The organism is Rhizobium aouanii (assembly GCF_037002925.1).
GTDB lineage: Bacteria > Pseudomonadota > Alphaproteobacteria > Rhizobiales > Rhizobiaceae > Rhizobium > Rhizobium aouanii.
The window spans coordinates 1-22,416 of record NZ_JBAMYD010000026.1; the positions used below are offsets into that span (position 1 = coordinate 1).

Annotated in this window: 13 protein-coding genes and 3 pseudogenes; 12 read left to right on the forward strand and 4 right to left on the reverse strand. The window is 57.5% G+C overall.

Going from position 1 to position 22,416, the window contains the following annotated elements:
• Positions 1-130: 130 nt before the first annotated feature.
• The gene (locus tag V8P77_RS31715) at positions 131-1,609 is read right to left on the reverse strand and encodes an NAD-dependent succinate-semialdehyde dehydrogenase (protein ID WP_264399515.1); all 1,479 of its coding nucleotides are present in this window, start codon (positions 1,607-1,609) and stop codon (positions 131-133) included.
• A gap of 163 nt (positions 1,610-1,772) precedes the next feature.
• On the opposite strand from V8P77_RS31715, the pseudogene V8P77_RS31720 reads away from it, so the two are divergent.
• The 3 genes and pseudogenes from V8P77_RS31720 to V8P77_RS34860 all read left to right on the forward strand — a co-directional run.
• Positions 1,773-2,127, forward strand: a pseudogene (locus V8P77_RS31720) (DUF4158 domain-containing protein); the annotation flags it as partial.
• A gap of 154 nt (positions 2,128-2,281) precedes the next feature.
• Complete coding sequence (locus tag V8P77_RS31725) at positions 2,282-3,853, forward strand: S8 family serine peptidase (protein WP_264399516.1); 1,572 nt, start codon at positions 2,282-2,284, stop codon at positions 3,851-3,853.
• Positions 3,854-4,276: 423 nt separating this feature from the next.
• Positions 4,277-4,822: a trypsin-like serine peptidase gene (locus tag V8P77_RS34860; protein WP_373696481.1), complete on the forward strand. Its 546-nt coding sequence runs from the start codon at positions 4,277-4,279 to the stop codon at positions 4,820-4,822.
• Between the two features lie 182 nt (positions 4,823-5,004).
• On the opposite strand, the gene V8P77_RS31735 is transcribed toward V8P77_RS34860, so the two are convergent.
• The gene (locus tag V8P77_RS31735) at positions 5,005-6,246 is read right to left on the reverse strand and encodes a S8 family serine peptidase (protein ID WP_335916235.1); all 1,242 of its coding nucleotides are present in this window, start codon (positions 6,244-6,246) and stop codon (positions 5,005-5,007) included.
• A gap of 431 nt (positions 6,247-6,677) precedes the next feature.
• On the opposite strand from V8P77_RS31735, the pseudogene V8P77_RS31740 reads away from it, so the two are divergent.
• Positions 6,678-7,409 (forward strand): annotated as a pseudogene (locus V8P77_RS31740) (transposase); the annotation flags it as partial.
• A gap of 55 nt (positions 7,410-7,464) precedes the next feature.
• On the opposite strand, the pseudogene V8P77_RS34865 reads toward V8P77_RS31740, so the two are convergent.
• A pseudogene (locus V8P77_RS34865) lies at positions 7,465-8,404 on the reverse strand (ISAzo13 family transposase).
• Between the two features lie 807 nt (positions 8,405-9,211).
• Here V8P77_RS34865 and V8P77_RS31755 point away from each other — a divergent pair.
• From V8P77_RS31755 to V8P77_RS31765, 3 genes are all read left to right on the forward strand, one after another.
• Positions 9,212-15,673: a non-ribosomal peptide synthetase gene (locus V8P77_RS31755; protein ID WP_264399521.1), complete on the forward strand. Its 6,462-nt coding sequence runs from the start codon at positions 9,212-9,214 to the stop codon at positions 15,671-15,673.
• A 17-nt stretch (positions 15,674-15,690) separates the two neighbouring features.
• A complete protein-coding gene (locus V8P77_RS31760; protein ID WP_264399522.1) occupies positions 15,691-17,082 on the forward strand; it encodes an MATE family efflux transporter in 1,392 nt (463 codons plus the stop codon).
• A 206-nt stretch (positions 17,083-17,288) separates the two neighbouring features.
• On the forward strand, positions 17,289-17,936 hold the full coding sequence (locus V8P77_RS31765) for a 4'-phosphopantetheinyl transferase family protein (protein WP_264399523.1): 648 nt from the start codon (positions 17,289-17,291) through the stop codon (positions 17,934-17,936).
• Between the two features lie 228 nt (positions 17,937-18,164).
• On the opposite strand, the gene V8P77_RS31770 is transcribed toward V8P77_RS31765, so the two are convergent.
• Complete coding sequence (locus V8P77_RS31770) at positions 18,165-18,890, reverse strand: response regulator (protein ID WP_264399524.1); 726 nt, start codon at positions 18,888-18,890, stop codon at positions 18,165-18,167.
• Between the two features lie 253 nt (positions 18,891-19,143).
• Here V8P77_RS31770 and V8P77_RS31775 point away from each other — a divergent pair, with 253 nt between their 5' ends.
• From V8P77_RS31775 to V8P77_RS31795, 5 genes are all read left to right on the forward strand, one after another.
• Positions 19,144-19,299, forward strand: coding sequence for a cyclic nucleotide-binding domain-containing protein (locus tag V8P77_RS31775; RefSeq protein WP_264399564.1), 156 nt, complete (start codon positions 19,144-19,146; stop codon positions 19,297-19,299).
• A 116-nt stretch (positions 19,300-19,415) separates the two neighbouring features.
• Positions 19,416-19,547, forward strand: coding sequence for a hypothetical protein (locus V8P77_RS31780; protein WP_264425464.1), 132 nt, complete (start codon positions 19,416-19,418; stop codon positions 19,545-19,547).
• A gap of 53 nt (positions 19,548-19,600) precedes the next feature.
• The gene (locus tag V8P77_RS31785) at positions 19,601-19,717 is read left to right on the forward strand and encodes a hypothetical protein (RefSeq protein ID WP_319641419.1); all 117 of its coding nucleotides are present in this window, start codon (positions 19,601-19,603) and stop codon (positions 19,715-19,717) included.
• Between the two features lie 692 nt (positions 19,718-20,409).
• Entirely contained in the window at positions 20,410-21,762 is a 1,353-nt protein-coding gene (gene hemN, locus V8P77_RS31790; RefSeq protein ID WP_264399565.1) for an oxygen-independent coproporphyrinogen III oxidase, read from the forward strand.
• Between the two features lie 59 nt (positions 21,763-21,821).
• The gene (locus V8P77_RS31795; protein WP_264399526.1) at positions 21,822-22,316 is read left to right on the forward strand and encodes a hypothetical protein; all 495 of its coding nucleotides are present in this window, start codon (positions 21,822-21,824) and stop codon (positions 22,314-22,316) included.
• Positions 22,317-22,416: the final 100 nt, after the last annotated feature.

Here is a 22,416-nt window from a genome sequence, read left to right on the forward strand (position 1 = left end):
TGGGTGGACCACGGTTTCTCGACCTGACGCTGCCAATCGGACGATCAAAGCTGCTTTTTCCCAACCACAGGCGCAATTTTAGCGACGTGTTTTTGGAGGAGAGATGTCGGAGCCAATCCCTGCGGTCTCGTCAAAGCCCGCCCATGCAGAGATATTTCATCTCGAGATAGTCCTCCAGACCGTGACGGGATCCTTCCCGGCCGATACCAGATTGCTTGATGCCGCCAAAGGGGGCCGCCTCCGAAGACATGCGGCCGGTGTTGATCCCGACCATCCCGTATTCGAGCGCTTCGGCCACCTTCCAGACGCGCTTGAGATTGGAGGCATAGAAATAGGCGGCAAGGCCGTAGATTGTGTCGTTTGCTTCGCGAACCACCTGATCGGGATCGTCGAAGCAGATGATCGGCGCCAGCGGCCCGAAAGTTTCTTCTTGAGCAAGCCGCATGGTGCTGACGACGTTTGTGATCACGGTCGGCTGAAAAAAGGTTCCGGAATCGCCGACGCGTCTCCCGCCGCAGCGGATAGCCGCTCCCTTGCCGACGGCATCGTCGACATGCGCTTCGATCTTGGCCAGCGCCTGGGTGTCGATCAGCGGGCCGATGGCGACATCCGGATCGAAGCCGTCGCCGACGTGCAGGTGCCGGACGCGATCGGTGAACTTCTCCGAAAACTGATCATGGACGGAGGATTGGACATAGATGCGGTTGGCCGAAACGCAGGTCTGGCCGCCATTGCGAAACTTCGCCTGGATGGCGCCATCGACGGCCGCATTGATATCGGCGTCATCAAAAACGATGAAGGGCGCGTTACCGCCGAGCTCGAAGCTGACCTTCTTGATCTGGTCCGAGCATTGCCGCATCAGCAGTCGCCCGACTTCCGTCGATCCGGTGAAGCTGATCTTGCGAACCTTCGGATTGGTGCAAAGCTCACGGCCGACGGCATCGCCCTCCGAGGCATAGATCAGGTTCAGCACACCGTCCGGAAACCCTGCTTTTTGCGCAAGCACAAACATGGCGCCAGCGACAAGCGGCGTCTGCTCGGCGGGTTTGAGAACGACCGTGCAGCCGGCGGCAAGGGCAGGGGAGATCTTGCGCGCCACCATTGACGCTGGGAAGTTCCAAGGGGTAATGGCGCCGACCACGCCGATCGGCTGCTTGATCACAAGCATTCGCCGGTCGTTCGATGGCGCCGAAATCGTCTCGCCATAAATGCGGTTTGCTTCCTCGGCATACCATTGAAGATAGGCTGCCGCATGGGTGATCTCCGACTTCGCCTCGACAAACGGCTTGCCCATCTCCGCGGTCAGGATGGCGGCGAGATCGTCGCCGTGTTCAAGGATCAGGCGATGCCACTCCCATAAGATTTCGGAACGGGCGCGGGCGGTCAGACCGGCCCATAGTTCCTGGGCGGCATAAGCGCGGTTGATCGTCGCGGCAGTCTCGCCGGCACCCATATCGGGCAAATGCGCCAGGAGATCTCCGGTCGAAGGGTTGTGGACGGCAAAGCGCTTCGAGCCTTCGCCCGCATCAGGACCGGCCAGTGTTACAAGTTGGGCGAATAGCTCAGGATTCTTCAGGTGTTTCTTGAGCGCGTCTGTGATCGTCAACATGTCTTCCTCCCGGCGGCGTTTGTCGAAGCGATGGGATAGCCGATCGCTGCTGTGGCTTGAAGCGCGGACTTGTCACCACGACAAACGACATTGCCGAGCATATTGATCGACCGCGAGGCAAACGCGAGCAGCGCGGCACTGGGCCCACGGAAAGCTTTTCGATATACCAGTCGAAGAGGACAGCCTGATCCGACACTATTCGTTGTCACTGGCGGATCGCCTGGAAATCGAACTGCGCAGGCGTGATCATAATCGGCTCGGCTTTGCTATTCAGCTATGTCTTATGCGATACCCGGGGCCGAGTGCTGGGAGCAGAAGAAACTCCGCCTCGCGCCATGCTGAGATATGTTGCTAATCAGATCGGCGCCGCCCCAGAAGCATTTGCCCTCTATGCACGCCGTGGAGAAACCCGTCGCGATCACACGGCGCGCTTAATGGTGTATCTGGATACGAGAAGCGCGACGGTGCAAGATCGCCGAGCCGCGCTATTGGCTGCAATTCAGGCGGCGACGATGTCTGCTGCATTTCGCAGAGGCCGTTTAGCCGGCACCGCCCTGGCTCGAGGTCGCCGATGTCTGCGAGATCGCCCAAATTCTTCGCTCTACCACTTATCGGAGCATTCGTTTTCCTATAATGTCACGCCAAACTGTCCGGCAGTCTTGGAGAATACGCATGCTCAAACAATATGTCGTGCTTCCCCCGCACGGATTTCGCTCTGCGGTCCTCGCGCGGGCAGCAGCACTCAGGTTGACGATACCGCTGGTCGCGGCGGCGCGCGGAACTGCGCCGTTGACCAAGGATGCGATGAGCAAGGTCGAAGTCATCGACTCAGTCAGCGTCGATGGGCCAAAGCTTGTCGAGATGACGCCCGAGACGGAGTTGGAACTTCGACTGGAGGAACCCGCCCTCAAGATTGTTCCGCTCGTTACCTATGAAAAGATGCGAGCGATTTACAAGGTGAAGCGAGCAGCGGCAGCGGCGGTCGTTGCGCAGGCAGGCCAGGGTGCCGTGTTGCGCGTCGAGGATACTGATGGAAATCCTCTTGCCGGTGCCCGTGTTGTTGCATTCACCAATTTCCGTGCCAGGGCCGGCGACGAGGGCTCGACCGACGCCAATGGCGAAATTCGGTTGCGAATTGCGCCAGGCGTAACGCTTGAGCGTGTCTACATCTATGGCCCCGCCCGCCACTGGGGGCGCTTTGAGCGCAACTTCACGCTGGCCGCCGGCGCGGCCCTACAGCTTGAAACGATTAATCTCGCAGGACAGCTTCTAGCCTTGCGCCGGTTTCGTGGCGATCTGCCCTTGACCGCGGGACACGAGGTGGTTGTGGGCATCGTCGATACCGGCATCGACCCGAACCACCCGCTGTTGCCCAACATTTCGGGAGGGGCAAACATGGTTCTTGAGGAAACGAAGGACGATCCGGGCGAGATCGCTGACTGGGGGCCGGCCGCTGTCGAAGGCGAGCACGGTACGCATGTCGCAGGGATCGTTGGAGCCCGGCCTTCGGGCGATATCGACCTTGCCGGCGTCGCGCCCGGCGTCACGTTGAGAAGCTACCGCGTCTTTCCCCACGACGGGGGAGACGCGACCAATTACGATATCATGAATGCCATCGACCGGTCTGTTCAGGATGGATGCAACATCATAAACCTCAGCCTTGGCGGCGGCGAAGAGGACGAGGCGGTCAGAGCGGCGATTGGATCGGCACTCGACAGCGGCGTTCTGGTGATTGCAGCGGCCGGCAATGATAGTCGAAAGCCGGTAAGCTATCCCGCCGCCTTGCCGTTCTGTGTCGCTGTTACGGCGATGGGATGGACGGATTCCTTCCCGATGGCGTCGTCGGAGGTCGGAGATGTCGCCAAACCATACGGAAGGGAGAATACCTTCGTGGGCGCATTTTCGAATTTCGGGCCGCAGATCGATCTGACAGGCCCTGGTGTGGGGGTTGTCTCGACGTTGCCCGGAGGGACATTTGGCGCGATGAGTGGAACCTCGATGGCAAGTCCCGCATTGGCTGGCTATGCGGCCTATCTTTTGGGCGAGGACGCGACTATATTAGGTCTCAACGGTGCCGAAAAAAGCACCGCGCTTAGAGATAAGCTCTTCGGCTCGGCGACGCCGCTTGGTCTTGCCCGGGATTTCGAGGGCTTCGGACTTCCAGGGTGGGATGATCATGAGCGACGTGGTTATGCAACAGGTGATATTGAGGAGGAAAAGCTCGACAGGGCCATCCTCGAATGAAACCGCCGAGAAATTCGGAAGGGCCGGTGCTACCGTCGTTGACCAAAAGGCGTCTTCTCTCTTGATCGAGGGCGATGAGGAGACCATCCTTTCGGTGGCGAAGAGCCTGACCGGATGGATCACCATCCCGATGAAACGCTACTCCGTTCCAGATACGAGAAAGAAGGTCGGCTGATATTCTCAGCCGATTTTCTTATATGGAAACGTCAACTGATCTCGCTGGCCACAGCGTAGGCTGATTTTGGTGGGACGGCTCATGGCAGCGGATTTGTCTTCAAGCAGGGCACGGACGGCCCCATGAAAGCCCGCGTCGATTTCCTGGAAGAAATCGACAATCCCGACGAACTGGTTTTCCGTCTCCTCAAGCCCCTTTATGTCGAAGAGCACCCTGGTCCCGACGTCGCGTTCTTTCAGGTCGAGCTCATGAGCGGCGAAGCGAAGCTCGCAAGCGCCATCCCCCTGGCGGCAAAACCGAGCATCAGCCAGGGCGTGGCTGTGATCGGTCATCCAGCATTCGACAGGAGAATCCCGGATGTCAACCTCATGGAGGATATCTATGGCAAGATCTACAATAAGAAACGGCTCGCCCCTGGTGCGGTGACGGCTGTGAGGGATGGGAAGCTTCTGCGCAACTGCACGACGCTTGGCGGCAGTTCGGGTTCCTGCGTGCTTGATTTCGCAAGCGGCGAGGCTTTCGGCCTGCATTTCAGCGGCCGGTTCATCACGACGAACTACGCGGTTCCAGCCGACACCGTTCGGAACCTGCTCGCCAAGGCGTTGTCGCCAGGCGCGGCAAAAAGGAGGGTCAGGCGCGACATCCGAGCCGAAGTATTTCAAGGATCGCAAGACACTTCCTCGACACCGGCAAGCTATGTGCCACGGGCTACGAAATGGGCCAGGAAACCGCCTTACTGCCGGAGGAGGAGGTTGTTTTCCGAGGTTTTGCCTCGAGCTACGTTGACGGCGTGATCCAGACCCGAATCTCGACAATTCAGACCACAAACCCAAATCGATTTCGGTCAGCTTGCCGCCTTGGATGCTCTGGCAGGTGATGACGAGGCTCGCTTCGACACGTCGCCCGCGCCGGATATCGGATCTCACCGATATCCGCTTCTTGCGGTAGTGCCGGGTAGTGGTCATCCGTCGCTCGCCTAGCGCTGTCTCACCGGCTTCTTGACCGGAGCTAGGGCAAGCCCCTGACCGATATCGGCGATGGTCGACTCCTCATAATAAATTCGATCCCGGCTGCAGGATCTGCGGACGCGTTCGGCGATTTCTTCAGACTTTCTGTCATGGCTTGCGGCGGCCTGCCAATGCAGCGCCGCCAGCCCTGCGATGTGCGGACATGCCATGCTGGTGCCGTCCATGGCCTCCAGTGCATCCTTCTTCCTCTTGGTGATTTTCCCGGCAGAAACAATACCAACGCCCGGACCGACCAGGGTGGGATTGGTATTGGAAAACGGCGCGACCGTCAGTCCATCGGCCATCTCCATGACGGCGCCGACCGAAATCACGCCTATGGCTGCAGATGGGCTCGACCGTTGGATCACATATGGTTTTGCCGCGTCCCGGCCGCTTTCGTTGCCGGCTGCTGCAACGACGACGGCTGAGCGGCCAATCGATTGTTGGTGCCTATTCATCTCCAGGAGCGTATCGAACAGGCGAATGTTGTCCATGAACGTTTCGAGCGCTTGGGAGGTTGCCGCTTCCGACGCGTACCCTTTATCCACCAGCCACTCGCGATAGCTCGGGAAATCGAAGCCGAGCGACATCGAGATCACGTTTGCACCGCTCGAAAGCGCCCACTGGAACCCCTCCAGCAATGCCTCGGTACCGGCGGAGCCTCCAATCACCTTTCCAATCAACGCTTTTCGAATTCCCGGCGCGACCCCGATCCTGACGCCATTCACGTTCCTGCCGAAGATCGTCGCCGCGCAATGTGTCCCATGGCCATCGGTGTCACCGCCGCCGGATCCGGTGAAATCCCGCTCAACGATTTCCAGGTTCGGATCGTTGAATGCCGCATGCTCCCTGTTGATCCCAGTATCGAGAACCGCAACGATGACGCCTTCCCCGTCATAGTCCGGATTTGGTCCACAAACAGCTTCGACACCCCATGACTTACCTGCCAGAACTGCTGCCTCGACCTGCTGGCGGCTTGTCGCTTTGCTTGCCCTGCGCGGCGCAATCAGCTTGAGAGGCATCGGCCTCGCATAGGCTTTGACCGCCTCATCTCGCTCGGCCCTGCGCAACTGGTCAGGAGTGGCATCGACCACCTCTAGTTCCACAGTTTGCGCCGTCACACGAGCCTTCCTGGGGGTCGGCCTCGGGCCTGGTCCGCCGCGGAAGGATTCCGTACTAGCGGTCGACTTTAGAATGAGCAACTTTTCCATTGAGAGGTCCCCTGTTTATCCTATGTTTTTACAATCTAGGGATTATTGTCAAAGTGAGTTTTTGCTTCAATTTGCGAGGCTGCATGAAGATCCTCGGAAGCCAGTCACTCGATTTAGATCAAGGCCCTTGAACCGCATGTCTCTTTATCCATAGCCACCTATCAGCATTCTTTGTTAATGATACAAATTGTCTTTAGTAATGAGGCATGGGAACTTTCATGCGCGAATTGCACGTTGAACGTGAATCTGAATATCGCGGTGTCAGATTGCGGTGTCAGATTGCGGACGCGCGGTGCTCAGGCAATGCGAGCGATCCAATCTCGCGTCGCGCCGATTTTCAGCGTGTAAATGGTCGTGTCGCTTGTCCGTTAAAAGGGTTTTTCCTTTGTGTGGTTCATCCGCTGTTAGCGACACTATCGCTTTGGGCGGGCATGCAAAGGAAATCGAAATGGTCGCCCGGCCCAGGGGGCAAAATTCTAGATGTCGCGGACGCTGTCGATGACAGCTGGGTTGTTTCCGCTGCCGGACCCACGATCGGCATCTCCCCGATTGCGGACGACGGAGCCGAAGTCGGCATGGCTGGTCCAACCGCAGCCTTCAGGATCTGCCGACGCAGGGCAAGCCCGATGCAAAGGCTCGGTATGCCTGTCAGCGACGACACCATACTGCGGCAGCTGAAGCGGGATGCCGCGGTTTCTCACTGCACCTCCAAGATTCGGGTGGTTGGCATCGATGACTGGAGTTGGCGGCGAGCGACGCGATACGGCACTATCGTGGCTGATCTCTCGAGCGACGTTCGGTCGTCGACATTCTCGATGATCGGAGTGTCGATAGTGCAGCCGGGTGGCTGCGGAACCATACTTCCATCGAGGTCGTCAGCCGAGACAGATGCGGCCTGTATGCGCAAGCCATCCGTGAAGGCGAACCGGCGGGCTTGGTAGGTGGCAGATCGGTTTCACCTGGTCCAGAATCTCCGTACGGCAATCGAGAAACAGATGAGCCTTTGCGGCCGTGCCTCAGGAAGAGCCATCCTGTCCGAGGACGCCGTTGTCGACGCTGCGGCACATCGTCGGCGCGCCCGGTTCGCGCATAGGCAATCTCGCCAGGCGATATTCGAGATGCTCCACGCCTTACGCCAGGAGGGTCTGTCCTTCGGCGAGATTTGTGCCGGGCGCTAAGCCCGAGGGTCTTGCCTAAGGACAACCGCAACGATAACTGCTACGGATTCATCGGCCGCCGCGGTGTAATGGTGTAGTTCCAGTCGGGATGGAACTCGCCGCCGGTGATGTCGAGGCTGGCCATCTCGACGTCGGAGATCTTGACGCCCTTCTCGTAGGTCCGCCTGTCGAGCGCGCAGGCGACTTTGAGTCCGGTCTGGGTCGTGGTTGCGCCGATCAGTTCAGCGACGGCGAGGCGGTCAGTGAGCGGCCGGCCGCGCCAGTTCTGAGTGATGTGGCAGAACAGCCGATGCTCGATCTTGTTCCACTGCGACGTGCCGGGGGATAGTGGTGGACGTGGAGGACAAGCCCGGTCTCGTCGGCGAGTTTCTGCAGTTCCACTTTCCACAACCGCACCCGCGCGCCGTTGGAGCCACCGCAGTCGGCGGTGATCGTCAGTTCGCGGGCGTCTGGATAGCGCTCGCGCCAGGTGCGGATCGACCGGACGGCGAACGCGGCGGTGTCGGCGGTAATCCCGACGCTGACCCAGGCCTCGTTGGCGGCCACGTCGTAGACGCCATAGGGGACGACTTTGCCGAGCGTCTTGTCGCCGAAGTCGTGCAGTTCACCCGCTGCGGCTCGCCCTTCGGGCGATAGTCGCTGCCGCCGTTTTTGAAGTTGCCGACAAGTTCTTTTTTCTTCGTATCCACGGAGATGACGGGCTCGCCGGCCGCCTGCGCCGCGACCACCTTGGCGTTGATGTGCTCGAGTTGGGCGTCGCGGTCTGGATGGTTGGCGCCTTCATCCGCCTTACGGTTGAACGGGCGCGAGAAGCCGAGCTGGGTGAGCAGCTTGCGCACGCTGTTGGGGCTGATCGTATGGCCCATGTCGGAAAGCGCGCGGGCCAGCTTGTCCATGCTCTTCGACACCGACAACAGCGGCCGCTCCGGATCGCCCAAGGTCGCCGGCTCAATGAGACGCTCGAGGTCGGCAAGCAGCATTGGATCACGCGCAGTCAACGGCCGCGGGCCGCCACCTTGATGGCGCACCCGGCCGCGTGGCGGCGGGGCCGCGTCGAGGTCTTTCAGCCCCGCTTCCTCGTATGTATCCCGTCGCAGGCTCAAGATGTCGAATCTGCATTCGCCGACGCCGCGGTCATCGCGGGGAGAAAGGGTTAACTCGCTTTTCCTTTTGGCTTGAGCCAACGCATCTAAATGGGCCTTTGGCACGGGATTCTTGCCTGCGCTGCCACGTCAGTGTCATGGTCATCGTACCAACTGCGACTTAGGACAGCGCAACGATAAGTGAATCGTCGGATTGTCTCGACCTGCGGCACGTTCGCGTTGTTTCCCGGTCCCCATTTCAGCGCCTGTGTCGCAAAGCAGCCTTCGGTAAGCTGTAGTTGTCCCCCTCACTGGTTCGCGCGGTCTATTCTGCCACACCGGTGGGCAGAACGTTGCGACAGATCCCCGCAGGTTTCGTGTCCACCGTCTCACAGCAATGGCGGAAACGGAGGATGGCCGCAACACTTACCTGGACCGATGTCGCAGCCTGCACCCAATGTCGTAGTTAATATCCCTGTCCGCTGTTCCCGGCAAAACACGAGTAGCCGCCCTGCTGTGGCTTTGTCGAGTCTGCAACACGGCGCTTTTCGATCTGATCTCTTGGCTAACTTTCATTTAAGCCATTGATGATTCACGGGCAAATTTTGGCTTTAGCGCCTGTTTGCGTAGTTGGCATGACTTTTGAAGCTCTCTCGCAGGGACTACGAACCAGCCTATTGATTGCCTCGCCCCCAAGGACGACTAATGCTCAACGAAGTCGGCACTGCCAAGTCCGAATCTGTCATAAGTCAGCTCATCGATGTCGTTGCGTCTATCGATGAAATTGCGGCGTCGTTCCCAGACAGGATAGCGATTAAGCATGGCGCGGAAGAACTCACATATGGTGAGTTGCGACTGCTGTCGGATAAAATTGCAAGCACCTTACGAGAGCACAGCGCAGAGGGTAGAATCGTGGGGTATTTCGGTGACCGAAACCCCCATTGGGCAGCCACGGTAATCGCAATTCTCAAAAGCGGCTCGACATATTTGCCGCTCGATCCATCTTTGCCGACCTCCCGCATTTCTTTCATGATCGAGCAGAGTGGATGCACTCTGATTATCGGGCCGGAAAGACCGGAAGAGCTTGGCCTCTTTCAGGAAAACAGCAAAGGCCGCCGACAATTCTTGACGGTGCAGACGGCGCTACACGGTGGCCCTGCCTCTCCTGGAATGCCAGCTTTGGCTGAGGGCCATCTCGCCTACATTCTGTTTACGTCCGGTTCGACGGGGAGACCCAAGGGGGTGATGGTCAAGCGCGCAGGACTAAACAACCACTTGAGGGCCAAGATGGATGCGCTCGAGCTAAGTGAGAAGGACTGTGTCGCACAAACTGCCTCGCATAGCTTTGACATCTCGCTGTGGCAGCTTTTGGCAGGGCTATGTGTCGGCAGTTGCGTCGCGATCATAGATGATTCGACAGTGAGATCTCCGACGGCCCTTCTTCGGGCACTGCAGGCTAATCGCGTCACGATTGCCCAATTCGTTCCATCGGTGCTAGCCGTCTTCGTTGAGTATCTCCAGTCACTCTCAGTCACGGAGCGGTTTCTTCGTGCGTTGCGCATGGTCTCCACGGTGGGCGAGCCGCTGACGCCAGCCTTGGCGCACGGGTGGCTGACACTCTTTCCTCGAGTCCCAATTCTCAATCACTACGGACCGACCGAATGTGCGGATGGGGTTACACACCATTTTATATCTCTCCCGCCCAGTACAGCTGAAACCTATTTGCCCATCGGTAAGCCTATTGCCAATCTCAGGGTTTATGTCGTCAATGGATCGCGTCTGTGCAAGACGGGAGAAGTTGGCGAGATCTGCGTTAGTGGGGTCGGTGTCGCTGATGGATACATCAACGATGGCGTGCGTTCCAAAGACGTCTTTTTGTCGAACCCGTTCTCGGACCATCCATCTTATCGGCAGCTCTACAAGACCGGCGATCTCGGACGCATCAGGGCAGATGGCCTGCTGGAGTGTCTTGGTAGACGAGATCGTCAGATCAAGATCCGGGGGCACCGGATCGAACTTGGAGAAATCGAGTCTCGCCTCTGCGCTCATCCTTTGGTAAGTGCCGCCGTTGCTGTCACACCGGTAAACGAGAGCGTGAAGCTGACGGCTCGGGAAATAACCCACACCGGCCGAGAAACTGGGCCAAGACGAATACTGGCCTATGTGTCGGCTCCTGCCGAACTTTCAGAGGGTGAACTCCGGAGCTTTGCTGCCGAAACACTTCCTGCCTACATGCTTCCGGAGCGACTCATTCGTGTCGACCGGATGCCGATCACCCGAAACGGGAAGGTAGATCTCGCGTTACTGCCAGATCCGACAACCGTTCGCCCGGAGCTGCAGAGTCCGCTCGAGCAACCAAAGACGGAGCTTGAAAGCACATTACGAGATATTTGGTCCAGCGTTCTTCGGATCGAAGGCATCGGTGTCAACGATCAATTCATGGATCTTGGGGGCGACTCGCTCCGCGCGGTACTTATATTGGCTCGGATTCAGAGGCAGCTCGGAGCAAATGCGGATTTCAGGATCGTTCTGAATGGGACCATCAGGTCGCTTGCATTATCGATATCAAACCAATCCGAAACGACAAAGAACGTGCTTCCCCCCTGTGGGAAGCTCAGACGAGCGCCCCTGACGCGAGTGCAAGAACATCTTTGGTTTCTCTGGCAGCTCTATCCGACCACGAAAAATTACATCATTCAAGGTGGTATGCGTATCCGAGGTGCTGTCGACCAAATCGCTTTCAATAAAGCTTGGAACGATGTTGTTCAGGCGCATGACGCGCTGTCGGCACGTTTCATCGACGAAGATGGGCCCGTTCAGATTTTTGATGATCCGCAGAGATCCGAGATAGAGTTGGTGGACGCCACTCACCTGCCTCAAGAGGAGGCCGAGGAGCTATTGGCGGAGCTGCGGCGGAAGGAGCTCAACAATCCCTTTGATCTCAGTCAGGGCCATTTGTTTCGTGCGCGCCTGATCCGTCTTGGCGCCGACGATCATCTCATGCTGATCACCGCACACGAAATCATCATAGATGCATGGTCAATCTCTGTTCTGCTCAGAGATTTACAGACGAGATACTCCAATCCCGCTGCCGTCCCTCCACCAGATCGCCCATCGCTCTCGACCTATGCGCTCTGGGAAAGTGTACATCTTACACCGAAGTCGCTGAGTGATCAGCGGCACTATTGGCGTCGTCAGCTAGGCGACAATCCTCCTGTACTTTCGCTCGGGAATCGACTGCGGTCGAAAGTAAGCTCCTACCGTGGGAACTCGCATGCGATTCTCCTTAGCGGCGAAGTGTCTGATCAAGTGCGAGATTTTGCACGCCGGCACAGGTGCACGACTTCCACGATCCTATTGGCATGCTTCAAGCTGCTGTTGCGGATGTATAGCGGCCAAGACGATGTGATTGTTGGTATACCGCATGTGGTGCGCAGCCAGCCCGGCACCGAGGAGATCGTAGGATTTTTCCTCAACATGCTGCCAATTCGAACCACGATCGACGTCAATAAGTCCTTCGCGGCTCACGTAAATCACGTGCATAACCTCACAAGCGATGCCATCGCGAACTCGGCGTATCCATTTAGCTGGATGGTCAGAGATACCCGATTCCACCGCGAGCCCGGTCGATCACCGATCTTCCAAGTCATGTTCAACATGTACTCCGAGCCCGCGGAACCTCCTGCCAAGCGCGATTTGGAACTGACTTTTCGCGAATACGACACAGGTTATGTGAAATTCGACCTTACACTGTACGCGCAAGACGAAGGCGATGCAATTGCGTTGCAACTGGCTTACGCGGAAGACGTATTTTCGAGCGATGCGATCGCCCGCATGGCCGATAATCTTCGCCATCTTCTTGCTACCTGTGTCGAGAGGTCTGCCGAGCCGATTGTCACCCTGAGCAGCCTCAGCCCGTCGGAAGTCGCCATTCTAAACTCGCTCAAGGGTGATGAGCAGTCATATGAGAACGAGCCTTCACTTGTGGAAGCGTTCGATCAGGTGAGCGCTTCAAACATCGATCGGGTGGCTTACTTCGGCGAGTTCGGGGCAATCACGTTTGGCCATCTGCGCGAACGCATGGCTACAATCCAGTCCGTTCTGCGGACGTGCGGGGTGGGGCCGGGTGACATCGTTGCCATGCTCGTCGACAGGTCGCCTGATGTAGCGGCCACGACTTTGGCCATCCGGGATTTGCAGGCAACTGTCGCGCCTATATCGCCAGATTACCCGGAGGAACGGGTCGGCCATATCGTGAGGGACAGTGGCGCGAGCCTGCTTGTTCGCGCTCGCGAGGACAAAGAGGTCCATTTTGGTGTGCCATGCGTTAGCCTGTCTACCCTGCAGGCTGGACACGCTCCTGGCCGGGTCACGCACCGAACGATCGAATTGCCCGATAAGGGCGCAGCCAGCCTGATATATACCTCATCCTCGACGGGTAAGGCGAAGGGCGTTGTCATACCGGAATCCGCAATACTCAATCGACTGAACTGGATGTGGCGATGCTTCCCCTTTGATCGCTTCGACGTTATGGCCGTACAGAAGTCAGCGGGACTTGTTGCTGCGGCATGGGAGTATTTTGGAGGGCTTCTGAAGGGGGTGCCCACGCTCATTCTGACGCAAGAGCAGTTGCGCGACCCCGACCTCTTGTTGAGTGAGTTGGCACGGCATCACGTCACGTGGTTGTCTGCCTCGCCGCCTATTCTGTCCGGTTTAATTGCCGCTCAAAAGCGACTGCAGAAATTGACCAACCTGCGCCTGGTGACAAGCAGCGCTGAACCGATGCCGGCATCGCTTCCTTCTCGTTGGCGAGAGTGCTTTCCGGATGTGCCGCTATGGAATTTTTATGGCACTACGGAGTGCGCGTCTAATGCAGCGGTGTACGGAACAACGGACGCCGACGATGGCTCTTCAGCTGTGCCCGTTGGGCGCCCGATCGATAATGTGAGAATGTACGTCCTTGACGCACAGTTGAAACGGGTTCCCGTCGGAGTCGCAGGTGAACTCTGTGTGGCAGGACGCTGCGTGAGCGCGGGATATTGGAAGGATCTAGAGCGAACAAAGCACTGTTTCGTTTCAAATCCATACGATGAAGGTCAATACAGCGTCCTTTATCGGAGTGGTGATATCGCCCGCATTTCAGCCAAAGGTCTTCTGGAGATTTGTGGTCGAGCGGATAACCAAATTCAGCTTCGGGGTTTCCGAATTGAGCTCGAGGAAATCGAGACGGCGCTCGGATCTCATCCTGCCATCGCACAGGCCGCCGTCTTTGTAGAGGGCAAGGATGATGATCGGCGACTGGTTGCGCTCGTGGCGCCAGATGACGACAGCCTGACCTCAGGAGACATTGTGAGCCATCTGCGGCAGACACTCCCATCGTACATGATCCCATCGGATGTTCAGATGGTGCGACGTATGCCGCTCACTGCGAACGGGAAGATAGATCGGGCTCGTCTCCCTTTCGTCTCATCCCGCGCCATGCAAAAGACCGAGCCAGCTGAGCCACGGACCGAGAGGGAGCGACTCCTCGCCGGTATCTGGCAAGAACTGTTGGGCGCCAAATCTATTGGTATCGATGATAGCTTCTTTGATATCGGTGGAAATTCGCTTCTGAGTGTGCGGTGCGTGACACTGGCGCGTAAGGCGGGACTGAGCTTAACGGTCAACCAACTGCATCAGACACCAACCATCCGGGAACTTGCAACGTACCAAAGGTTGGCCGCGACATCTGCTTTAGCGGCTTCCGATGGACCGATGCCAGTAACCCCTGCGGTCTCACATTGGAATAGTTGTGTCGGAATCGGCGAGCACTACAATATTGTTGATCTCTTCTTCATGCCCGCCGGCATCTTGAATGTCTTCATTCTTGAACGTGCACTTGCGCATGTTATTGGCCGGGAGGAAGCACTGAGGCTCCGAATCGCTGAAACAGAGAGCGGCCTATCTCAAGTAATCGGATCGATACCAGATCCCATCGTTGAAGAAATTAACCTTGTCGGTATGGCCACAGCGCAACAACTCGCGGCCATTGAGCAAGCCTGCGCGGAGCGTCAGCGCATATTTCGATTTGACGGTCGGACACCTCTTATCAGAGTCTCAGCCTTCCGGACATCGGAGAGTGGCGATTACTATTTGCTTGTTCTGCTGCACCACTTTGTAGCAGACGGGGTTGGCTACAGACTGTTCCTGAATGCACTCGAGGCAGCGTATGATTCGTTTGCCGCTGGTCGGACTGCTGCAGATCCGGATACGACGACCCTGTCTCAATGGCTGCAGCGACTGGATAATTACGCGAATGGCGAAGCGGTAACCGAGCTCGAGCATTGGGAGGGCCTACGGTACGACCTGTTTGACATAGGTGTGAGCGCTTCTGGGACGAATGCGGCGGGGTTTTCAGCTCAAACTGCGAGGTGGCTCCACTATGTAGGCTCCGAGAAACATATCGATGAAGAATTCTGCAGGCCGCTTTGGAAAGACCAGGCCACGTATCATATAAGGATCAGCGAGGAGACAACGGGGAAACTTCTCAAGGTTGCGGCGGCGTCTGCGCAATGCGAGGATTTTGATCTATTGCTTGCGGCTATTTCGGGGGCATTTGGCCGCGCTTTCGGAAATTACTCACTCTGGATTGACAGCCTCACTTCGACCAGGGGATGTCTATTCGACGACATCGATCCGTCTCAAATCATCGGCTATATCGGTGAACTGGTGCCGCTTCCGTTATACGTTACCGGAACGGAGTCTCGTCCAGACCGCGCCCGCTCTATATATCAGCAGCGCACCTCGTTGCCGCGCCAGGGCATAGGTTTTCGAGCTTTGAAGTTCTTGAGTCGGCATCCCGCCGTGCGGGAGCGGATCGATCGCCTGCCGTTACCCCGCATCGGAGTGAACTATCGAGCGAGACTCCAACGTCATTATCCGCGCCGCCTGCTGTCCAGAGATCCACATCCATTGTGGATCGGCGAAGATATGGATCAGTCCGTTATGAATTATCTCTTCTGGTTTCGCGTCGGGTACCAATCGGGCGAACTCCACATCGAAGTGAGATACGATCCACGACAAGTTGATTACGAAACGACCCGCAACCTCTGCGCAATCTTGCGCGAGGAACTCCTACAGACTGTCGATGCATTTCGAGAGTTTGATCAAACGGGCAATAACGGATGAGGCCGTCGGAGCCACCGATGAAGGGCGAAGGCGAGCGCATGGCTTCACCGGCAAGGCATACCAGTTTGTTGGACGGCAAGGTTTCCCGCCTCATCATGCGGCTCGCCATTCCCTCCATTATTGGTTTGTCGCTGAATGCACTTCAGCAGTTCGTGAATGCAATCTTTGTGGGGACACTCAGTGTGCAGGCTATCGCCGCGGTCAGCATAACTTTGCCCATCGTACTCCTGCTCACCTCAGTCGGGCAGGGAATCGGTGTCGGCACAGCTTCGTTCGTGTCGCGCAATCTTGGCGCTGGCAATTCAGCGGAGGCGAGTCGAGGCGCGAGCTCGGCACTTGCTGTGGCGGCTCCGATCGGAGTCGCAATTACTGTCGCTCTGCTTTTCAGGCTGCGCGACGTTCTCGCTTTGCTCGGTGCCAGTCGGACAATAATGCCAGCCGCGCTCGAATACGCATCGACGCTCCTATTAGGCTACACCCTCATGCTGTTGAACATGGTCAACGGGTCCATCGTGAGGGCCGAGGGTAACACTCGATTCAGCATGTGGACCATGATTGCGGCTTTTACGCTGAATGCCCTGCTCGATCCGATCCTAATTTTTTTGCTGGATCTCGAAGTTCGCGGCGCGGCGCTCGCAACACTGTTGTCTCAGATCGCCGCCACCAGCCTCTACGCCGTATATTTCGTGAAGCAGCGTGGGATTGTCCGGGTCCGACCTTCCTACATCACTTTGAGGGGCGACCGCGTAAAGCAGATTACCGCCGTTGGAGCTCCCGCAACCATCACCGGTATGTTGTCTGCTGTTGCTTTCGTGCTCTTGTACAGGGCTGCTGCACCATTCGGCGACGATTCCATTGCCGCAGTGGGTATAGCCTCACGATTGTTAACAATCGGGGCACTCCCGATCATGGGCCTATGCATAGGCTCCCAGGCGATTCTCGGCTTCAGCTGGGGAGCACAGGATTTCGCTCGGGCACAGAAGGCCGCCAAGTTCATGCTATCCGTGGCCTTTGCATTTTCAGCTACCTTTTCTGCTGTGGTTGTGATTTTTGCGCGGCCAATCGTCCGACTTTTGAGCGATAGCGAGGACGTGGCTGAAATCGCTGTCTCGACCTGCATCGTGTTCCATCTCTTTTTCGGGCTCTTTGGTGTTCAGTACGGTGTAATAACCATGCTTCAGTCGTTCGGGAGAGCAGGTCTGAGCGCGGTCGTTTCCTTCGCAAGGCAAGGATATCTCTTTGTACCAGCCATACTACTGTTGCCGGATATTTGGGGCTTCAAAGGACTATTGATCAGCCAGGCAGCTGCTGAGCTGCTGGCTGGGCTGCTGGCTGTATTTGTAATGCTCAGGCAGTTCCGCGATCTCAAAGGTAGGCTCCTTTCCCGGCCAATGAGCGGTGAACGCTGAGAGCTGAGGCGAACGTGGAGATCATTTAGGACCTGCTTTGGATTATAACTGGCCCAGCCGGATCCAATGAGAGGGTCATCCCTACCCTTAGCTGCTAATGCTGAATCCGGTTCAAATGGCATGGGCGGGGACGCGCCGTCGCCGCAAGCGCGATTTTGCATGAGGTTCCCAACAGCACTTTGTGCTAGAGCGCGAGGAAGTCGCAGATGATAGAAACGCTGCTTCCATCAAATGTTGCCGTGCAGACTTGTCGAGCAAGTGAAGGTAGCGGTGTCAAAGTGATGGCCGAAGAAGAGAGTGCAATCGCCACCGCAGTCAAAAGCAGAAGGCGTGAATTCTCGATCGGGCGGACCTGTGCTAGAGCGGCATTGTCCAAGCTTGGCTTTCCTCCGTGCGCGATCCCAAGTGGGCCTCACCGGGAACCGCTTTGGCCGACTGGCATCGTGGGCAGCATAACACACTGCGGTGGATTCTATGCCGCGGCTGTGGCCTTGGAGAAAGACTACGTTGCGCTTGGAATCGATGCAGAAGTCGACGAGGAGCTGCCCCCAGGCGTATTGCCGCTCGTTTCGGGTGTCGAGGAGCGATATTGGATTGACAACGCGTCCGGACGCCTCAATTGGGGACGGCTGCTCTTTAGCGCTAAGGAGAGCATCTTTAAGGCGTGGTTCCCGCTTACACGTGAATGGTTGGGCTTCGAGGATGCCGTGGTCACAATCGTTCCGGACGATGGCTCATTTGTTGCTCAGCTTCCGCACACACTCGTGCCGGCGAACGATTGTCCGCGGGAGCTCCACGGCCGCTTCCTTATTGCAAACGGACTTATACTGACTGCAGTTTTCATTGCGGTCTGATCCCTTCAAGAGCGTCAAGCTGCCGTTGCCGTTGGTCGTGCTCTCGCAGAGCTTCTCGAGCGATATCGAGTCGCGCCAGTGGAAAGTGCCGGTCGGCTGAGCGGGGCGGCCGTGCTGAAGCCTTGAGAGACGCGGCTCGAATGATATCGAGCGATCGCAGCCGAACGACGCAGCAGCCCGCATTCGGCCATAAACGGGATCGCGGAGCCGTTATCGGCTTTGATAATATCAATCCAGTTTAGCAGTGAAGACGTAGCCCACGCCGCGCACGGCCTTGATTAATTGCGGCCTCTTCGGATCGGTCTCGATCTTGCGGCGTAGCCGGACGATTTGGGCATCAATCGTGCGATCGAAGGCTTCGTGGTTTCGGCCTCTGGTCAAATCCATCAACGCGTCGCGGCTGAGGACCCTACCGGCATGGCGCACAAAGGTCGTCAGCATATCGAATTCGCCGGTCGTCAGTTCTACCTCCGCACCTTCGGGATCGAGAAGCTGGCGGCGATTGAGATTGAGCTTCCAATCCGCGAAACCGATGACCTGGTCGCTGACGGACTCGGCATTGCGTACCGACGATTGCCGCCGACGCAGGACCGACTTCAAGCGTGCGTGGACTTCCCTCAGGTGGAAGGGTTTGGCAATGTAATCGTCGGCGCCGACCTCCAGGCCGACAATACGGTCGACCACATCGTCGCGGCCTGTCAGCATCATGATCGGGACATCGGACTGGGCGCGAATTTCGCGGGCGAGATCAAGGCCGTCCGCCCCGCCAGGAAGGACGAGATCGAGCAGGATGGCATCGAAATTCTGCTGACGCAGATATACCCGCATCTCGATCCCGTCGGAAGCGGAAGAGACCGCGTAACCCTCTTCTTGGAAATAGCGCGTCAACATATGACGAATGCGCGGATCGTCGTCGACGACGAGAAGATGCGCGTCATGCTGAAGTATTGCCATCGCCCATCCGTCGAGCCAATTCTGGTTACAGACTGTTACCCAATTGCACCGTGTTTAACACGCGTGGCATCGCAGTGTCACCAGCAGCAGGTCAATTGTCCTCATTCACAGCACGGAGGGACGATCATTCTGCGGGAAGAGAATTTTACCCGCTCGGGAAATCACCAACGTCGCGCTTCTCGGGTCCAGGCCGAACTGCCTGCAGGGGCTTTTCAGGAAGCAGCCAATTGAACATCTGGCAGCTGGCCAGTCGCTGTTCTTAGAGGGCGACACTGCCAAGCATCTCTTCGAGGTGATCGAGGGAAACCTGCGCATCTTCAGAATCATCTCCGACGGTCGCCGCGTCATCACCGGCATTGCATACCGGCGACATCGTCGGCGTATCGTTGAAGAACCATTATCTCTATAGCGCCGAAGCCATCGCCGATACCAAGGTCCGGCGCGTCTCACTCAGGGCCTTCGAGCCCGAGGTCAGCCATTCGCCGGAGCTGCGGCCGGAAAACCTTCGCACGCCTATGCGACGAAATGGCCGCTGCCCAGGACCAGATGGCGATCCTGTCCCACAAGAATGCCGAGGAGCAGGTCTGCAGCTTTCTATTGAAGCTGCTTCACCGCAATCCCAACCATCGCCGGTCCAGTGCCTCGTCGAGCCGATGACGCGGCTTGACATTGCCGACTATCTCTGACTGACGATCGAGACAGTTTCGCGGATAATGACGAAGCTGACGAATAAAGGAGTCTTGGCTTCGGCCGGTCGCGGAACGCTCGTGCACCTCTCCGACGACGACGACGAATACGGTGGCGACGAGCGGGGCTTTGTCCCTTAGATGCCGGAGGACGTCGCCACTGATCCCGAAATGAGAGGACAAGGGTCCCACGCGCGCCGCCATCTACGGACATCAATTGCGGTGAGCAGAATCAAGTCGCCGTCTATTTCATTTGCGCCAAGGCGGTTCGCCGCGATTTGGCAAAACGTATCGACGTACTGAAGAAGGCGGGCTTCGGCCGCCCGCGGCGGCGGCGCGATTGATAGCAGTGCGCGTCGTGAGACAATAACGGGTTTCATGTCGTCACCAAATGCACTTCCATCCGTCCCGACTTATCTTGTGCATTGAAGCTGGCGGTGACGACATCGTGTGGCATTGATCTGCTCTGGTCGTCTGCTGTCGTCACACGGTTGCTCGCTGTCTCCAACTCAAAACTGCGTCGGAGAAAGCGCCCGTCCAGGCAAGCGCTGCCGTCCATCGTGCTGCGAAGTTTCTCTCGAAGTTATGACGTCGGCGCGAAAACACTTTGATCTAGGCCAACCCGATGTTGGTTTGGTGACTGATGGTGCTTGCGACAAATGCCGATTAGTACAGGCACGAACTCCTATTGATGTCAGTACTTCGGCAGAGCTGACTTTGGTGGTGACAAGTATCCAGATAATTCATATCGGACGCTATCATTGACCTGGGACAAGGAAGCTCGCGCGGTCGGCGGTCATAAAGCATCCCTGCTTTTGACAAAGGATGCGACAATGTCCGGCTGTATGATCACCAAATATGGTAACGCGCCGCTTCCCCGTTATACGAGCTATCCAACGGCACCAGCGTTCTCGGCCGCTGTGGGCCCGGATGAATATGCAAAGGGACTGGCAAACGCTGGAAAGGCGGGGCCCGTCTCCGTTTATCTCCACGTACCGTTCTGCCGCTCGATGTGCTGGTACTGCGGCTGCCACACGACCATCACCCGGCAGGACGCCCCGGTCCTCAAATACCTGGATGTCATAAGCCAGGAGATCGAACTCGTTTCGTTTGCGGCCGGAAACGACGTTCCCGTGAAGAACGTTCATTTCGGTGGCGGTACCCCGACGATCATGAATCTGCGGGAGTTTTCCGCCCTCATGGCGAAGCTGCGGAGCGCGTTCCGGTTCGAGGCCGGCGCGTGCATTGCGGTTGAAATCGATCCACGCACCCTGACCTTTCCCATGGTCGAAACGCTGGGGGAAAACGGTGTCGATCGCGCAAGTCTTGGCGTCCAGAGCTTCGACCCGATCGTTCAGGCTGCGATCAATCGCATACAATCGTTCGAACAGACGGAGACGGCGGTCTCCGGGCTACGCGCCGCAGGCGTCGCCAGCGTCAACTTCGATTTGATTTACGGTCTGCCGAAGCAGACGGTGCAGTCCTGCATCGAAACCGTCAGCTTGGCCGCGCAGCTGCGTCCGGACCGTTTTGCCGTTTTCGGCTATGCCCACATACCCGCCTTCAAGAAGCATCAGCGTCTCATAGACGAAACGTCACTTCCCGATGCAAGTCAGCGAAACGAGCAGGCCGAAGCGATCGCACAGGAGCTTGAAAGAGCCGGATATGTGCGCATCGGGCTTGATCACTTCGCCTTGCCGGACGATCAGCTTGCTGTCGCTGCGCGCAACGGCACGATGAGAAGGAACTTCCAGGGCTATACTGCGGATGACTGCGATACCCTCATCGGCCTCGGAGCTTCGGCGATTGGGCGCTTGCCGATTGGCTACATGCAGAACCACGTGCCGCTCGGCCTCTACGCAGAGCGGGTCGCATCCGGCATCCTGCCGACAGCCAAGGGATACCTGCTGACCGAAGAGGACAAGCTTCGGGCCAAGATAATCGAGAGCCTTATGTGCGATTTCGAAGTAGATCTCGGAAAATTGAGCAAGGAAGCGGGTTTCGACGCCGGATTCCTCATCGAACGAAACGAGCGGCTCGGCGAACTCCTGGCCGATGGAGTCGCAATGATTTCGGAAGATCGGATCGTCGTGTCGCAGGACGCACGGTTCATGGTCCGTGCGGTTGCGGCGGCATTTGACGCTTACTTCGGTTCCTATGGACGCAAGCACAGCAAGGCTGCTTGATCGGCGCGCCGATTGCTTGTTCTGCGCTGAAATCATCCCGCTCTTCCGGAGGCAATAAGATGAAGAACTCGATCTCGAACAGTTTCGCGGAACTGCAAAGTTGCTATGACCAACTCATGTCGTGGTGCGACGTGCTCCAGGCTATCGCCGACTTCCTGCCTTGCCACGTCGAAGAAGGCCTATGCGGTCGTATTTCGAGCGGTCTGATGTCGCTGTTGCTTACCACGCACCGGCTCGAAGAGGACTTGATCTCATCCGGCCTCGGGCTGATCATGAACGCCGAAGAGCAGGCCGAGGCGGAGGAACGCCGGCGGGCGGGTCGTTTGTTTGATCGTGCTGCCGCGCAGGACGTAGTCGTCATCCTGCAAGCTCTGGGCGAGGGGCGCTGCCGGCTCTCCCGGGAAACCGTGGGATATCAGCTGCGTTCATTCTTTTGCTCGATACGCAGGCGCATCACGTCGGAACGCGAGATCATGAGTTTGATCGAGCGGGCGATGGAGCGCGAACAAGCGTCGCGTTTGCCGGACGAGGTTTCTCCGATGGAAAAGGCCTGAGCAACGCAAATTCTCAATCCACTCACGCTCTTGTATCGCCTTAGGTCGGTCGCTTCGGATGAGGCTTGGTCTCCGCTCGACGCTAACCTGAATATGGTCT

Excerpts from the sequence above, each read along its gene's own strand:
- V8P77_RS34860 (WP_373696481.1), top strand. The coding sequence starts at position 4,277 with ATGAGCGGCGAAGCGAAGCTCGCAAGCGCCATCCCCCTGGCGGCAAAA.
- V8P77_RS31795 (WP_264399526.1), top strand. The coding sequence starts at position 21,822 with ATGAAGAACTCGATCTCGAACAGTTTCGCGGAACTGCAAAGTTGCTAT.
- V8P77_RS31715 (WP_264399515.1), bottom strand. The coding sequence starts at position 1,609 with ATGTTGACGATCACAGACGCGCTCAAGAAACACCTGAAGAATCCTGAG.
- V8P77_RS31780 (WP_264425464.1), top strand. The coding sequence starts at position 19,416 with ATGGCCGCTGCCCAGGACCAGATGGCGATCCTGTCCCACAAGAATGCC.
- V8P77_RS31735 (WP_335916235.1), bottom strand. The coding sequence starts at position 6,246 with ATGGAAAAGTTGCTCATTCTAAAGTCGACCGCTAGTACGGAATCCTTC.
- V8P77_RS31725 (WP_264399516.1), top strand. The coding sequence starts at position 2,282 with ATGCTCAAACAATATGTCGTGCTTCCCCCGCACGGATTTCGCTCTGCG.
- hemN (WP_264399565.1), top strand. The coding sequence starts at position 20,410 with ATGTCCGGCTGTATGATCACCAAATATGGTAACGCGCCGCTTCCCCGT.
- V8P77_RS31770 (WP_264399524.1), bottom strand. The coding sequence starts at position 18,890 with ATGGCAATACTTCAGCATGACGCGCATCTTCTCGTCGTCGACGACGAT.
- V8P77_RS31765 (WP_264399523.1), top strand. The coding sequence starts at position 17,289 with ATGATAGAAACGCTGCTTCCATCAAATGTTGCCGTGCAGACTTGTCGA.
- V8P77_RS31755 (WP_264399521.1), top strand. The coding sequence starts at position 9,212 with ATGCTCAACGAAGTCGGCACTGCCAAGTCCGAATCTGTCATAAGTCAG.
- V8P77_RS31760 (WP_264399522.1), top strand. The coding sequence starts at position 15,691 with ATGAAGGGCGAAGGCGAGCGCATGGCTTCACCGGCAAGGCATACCAGT.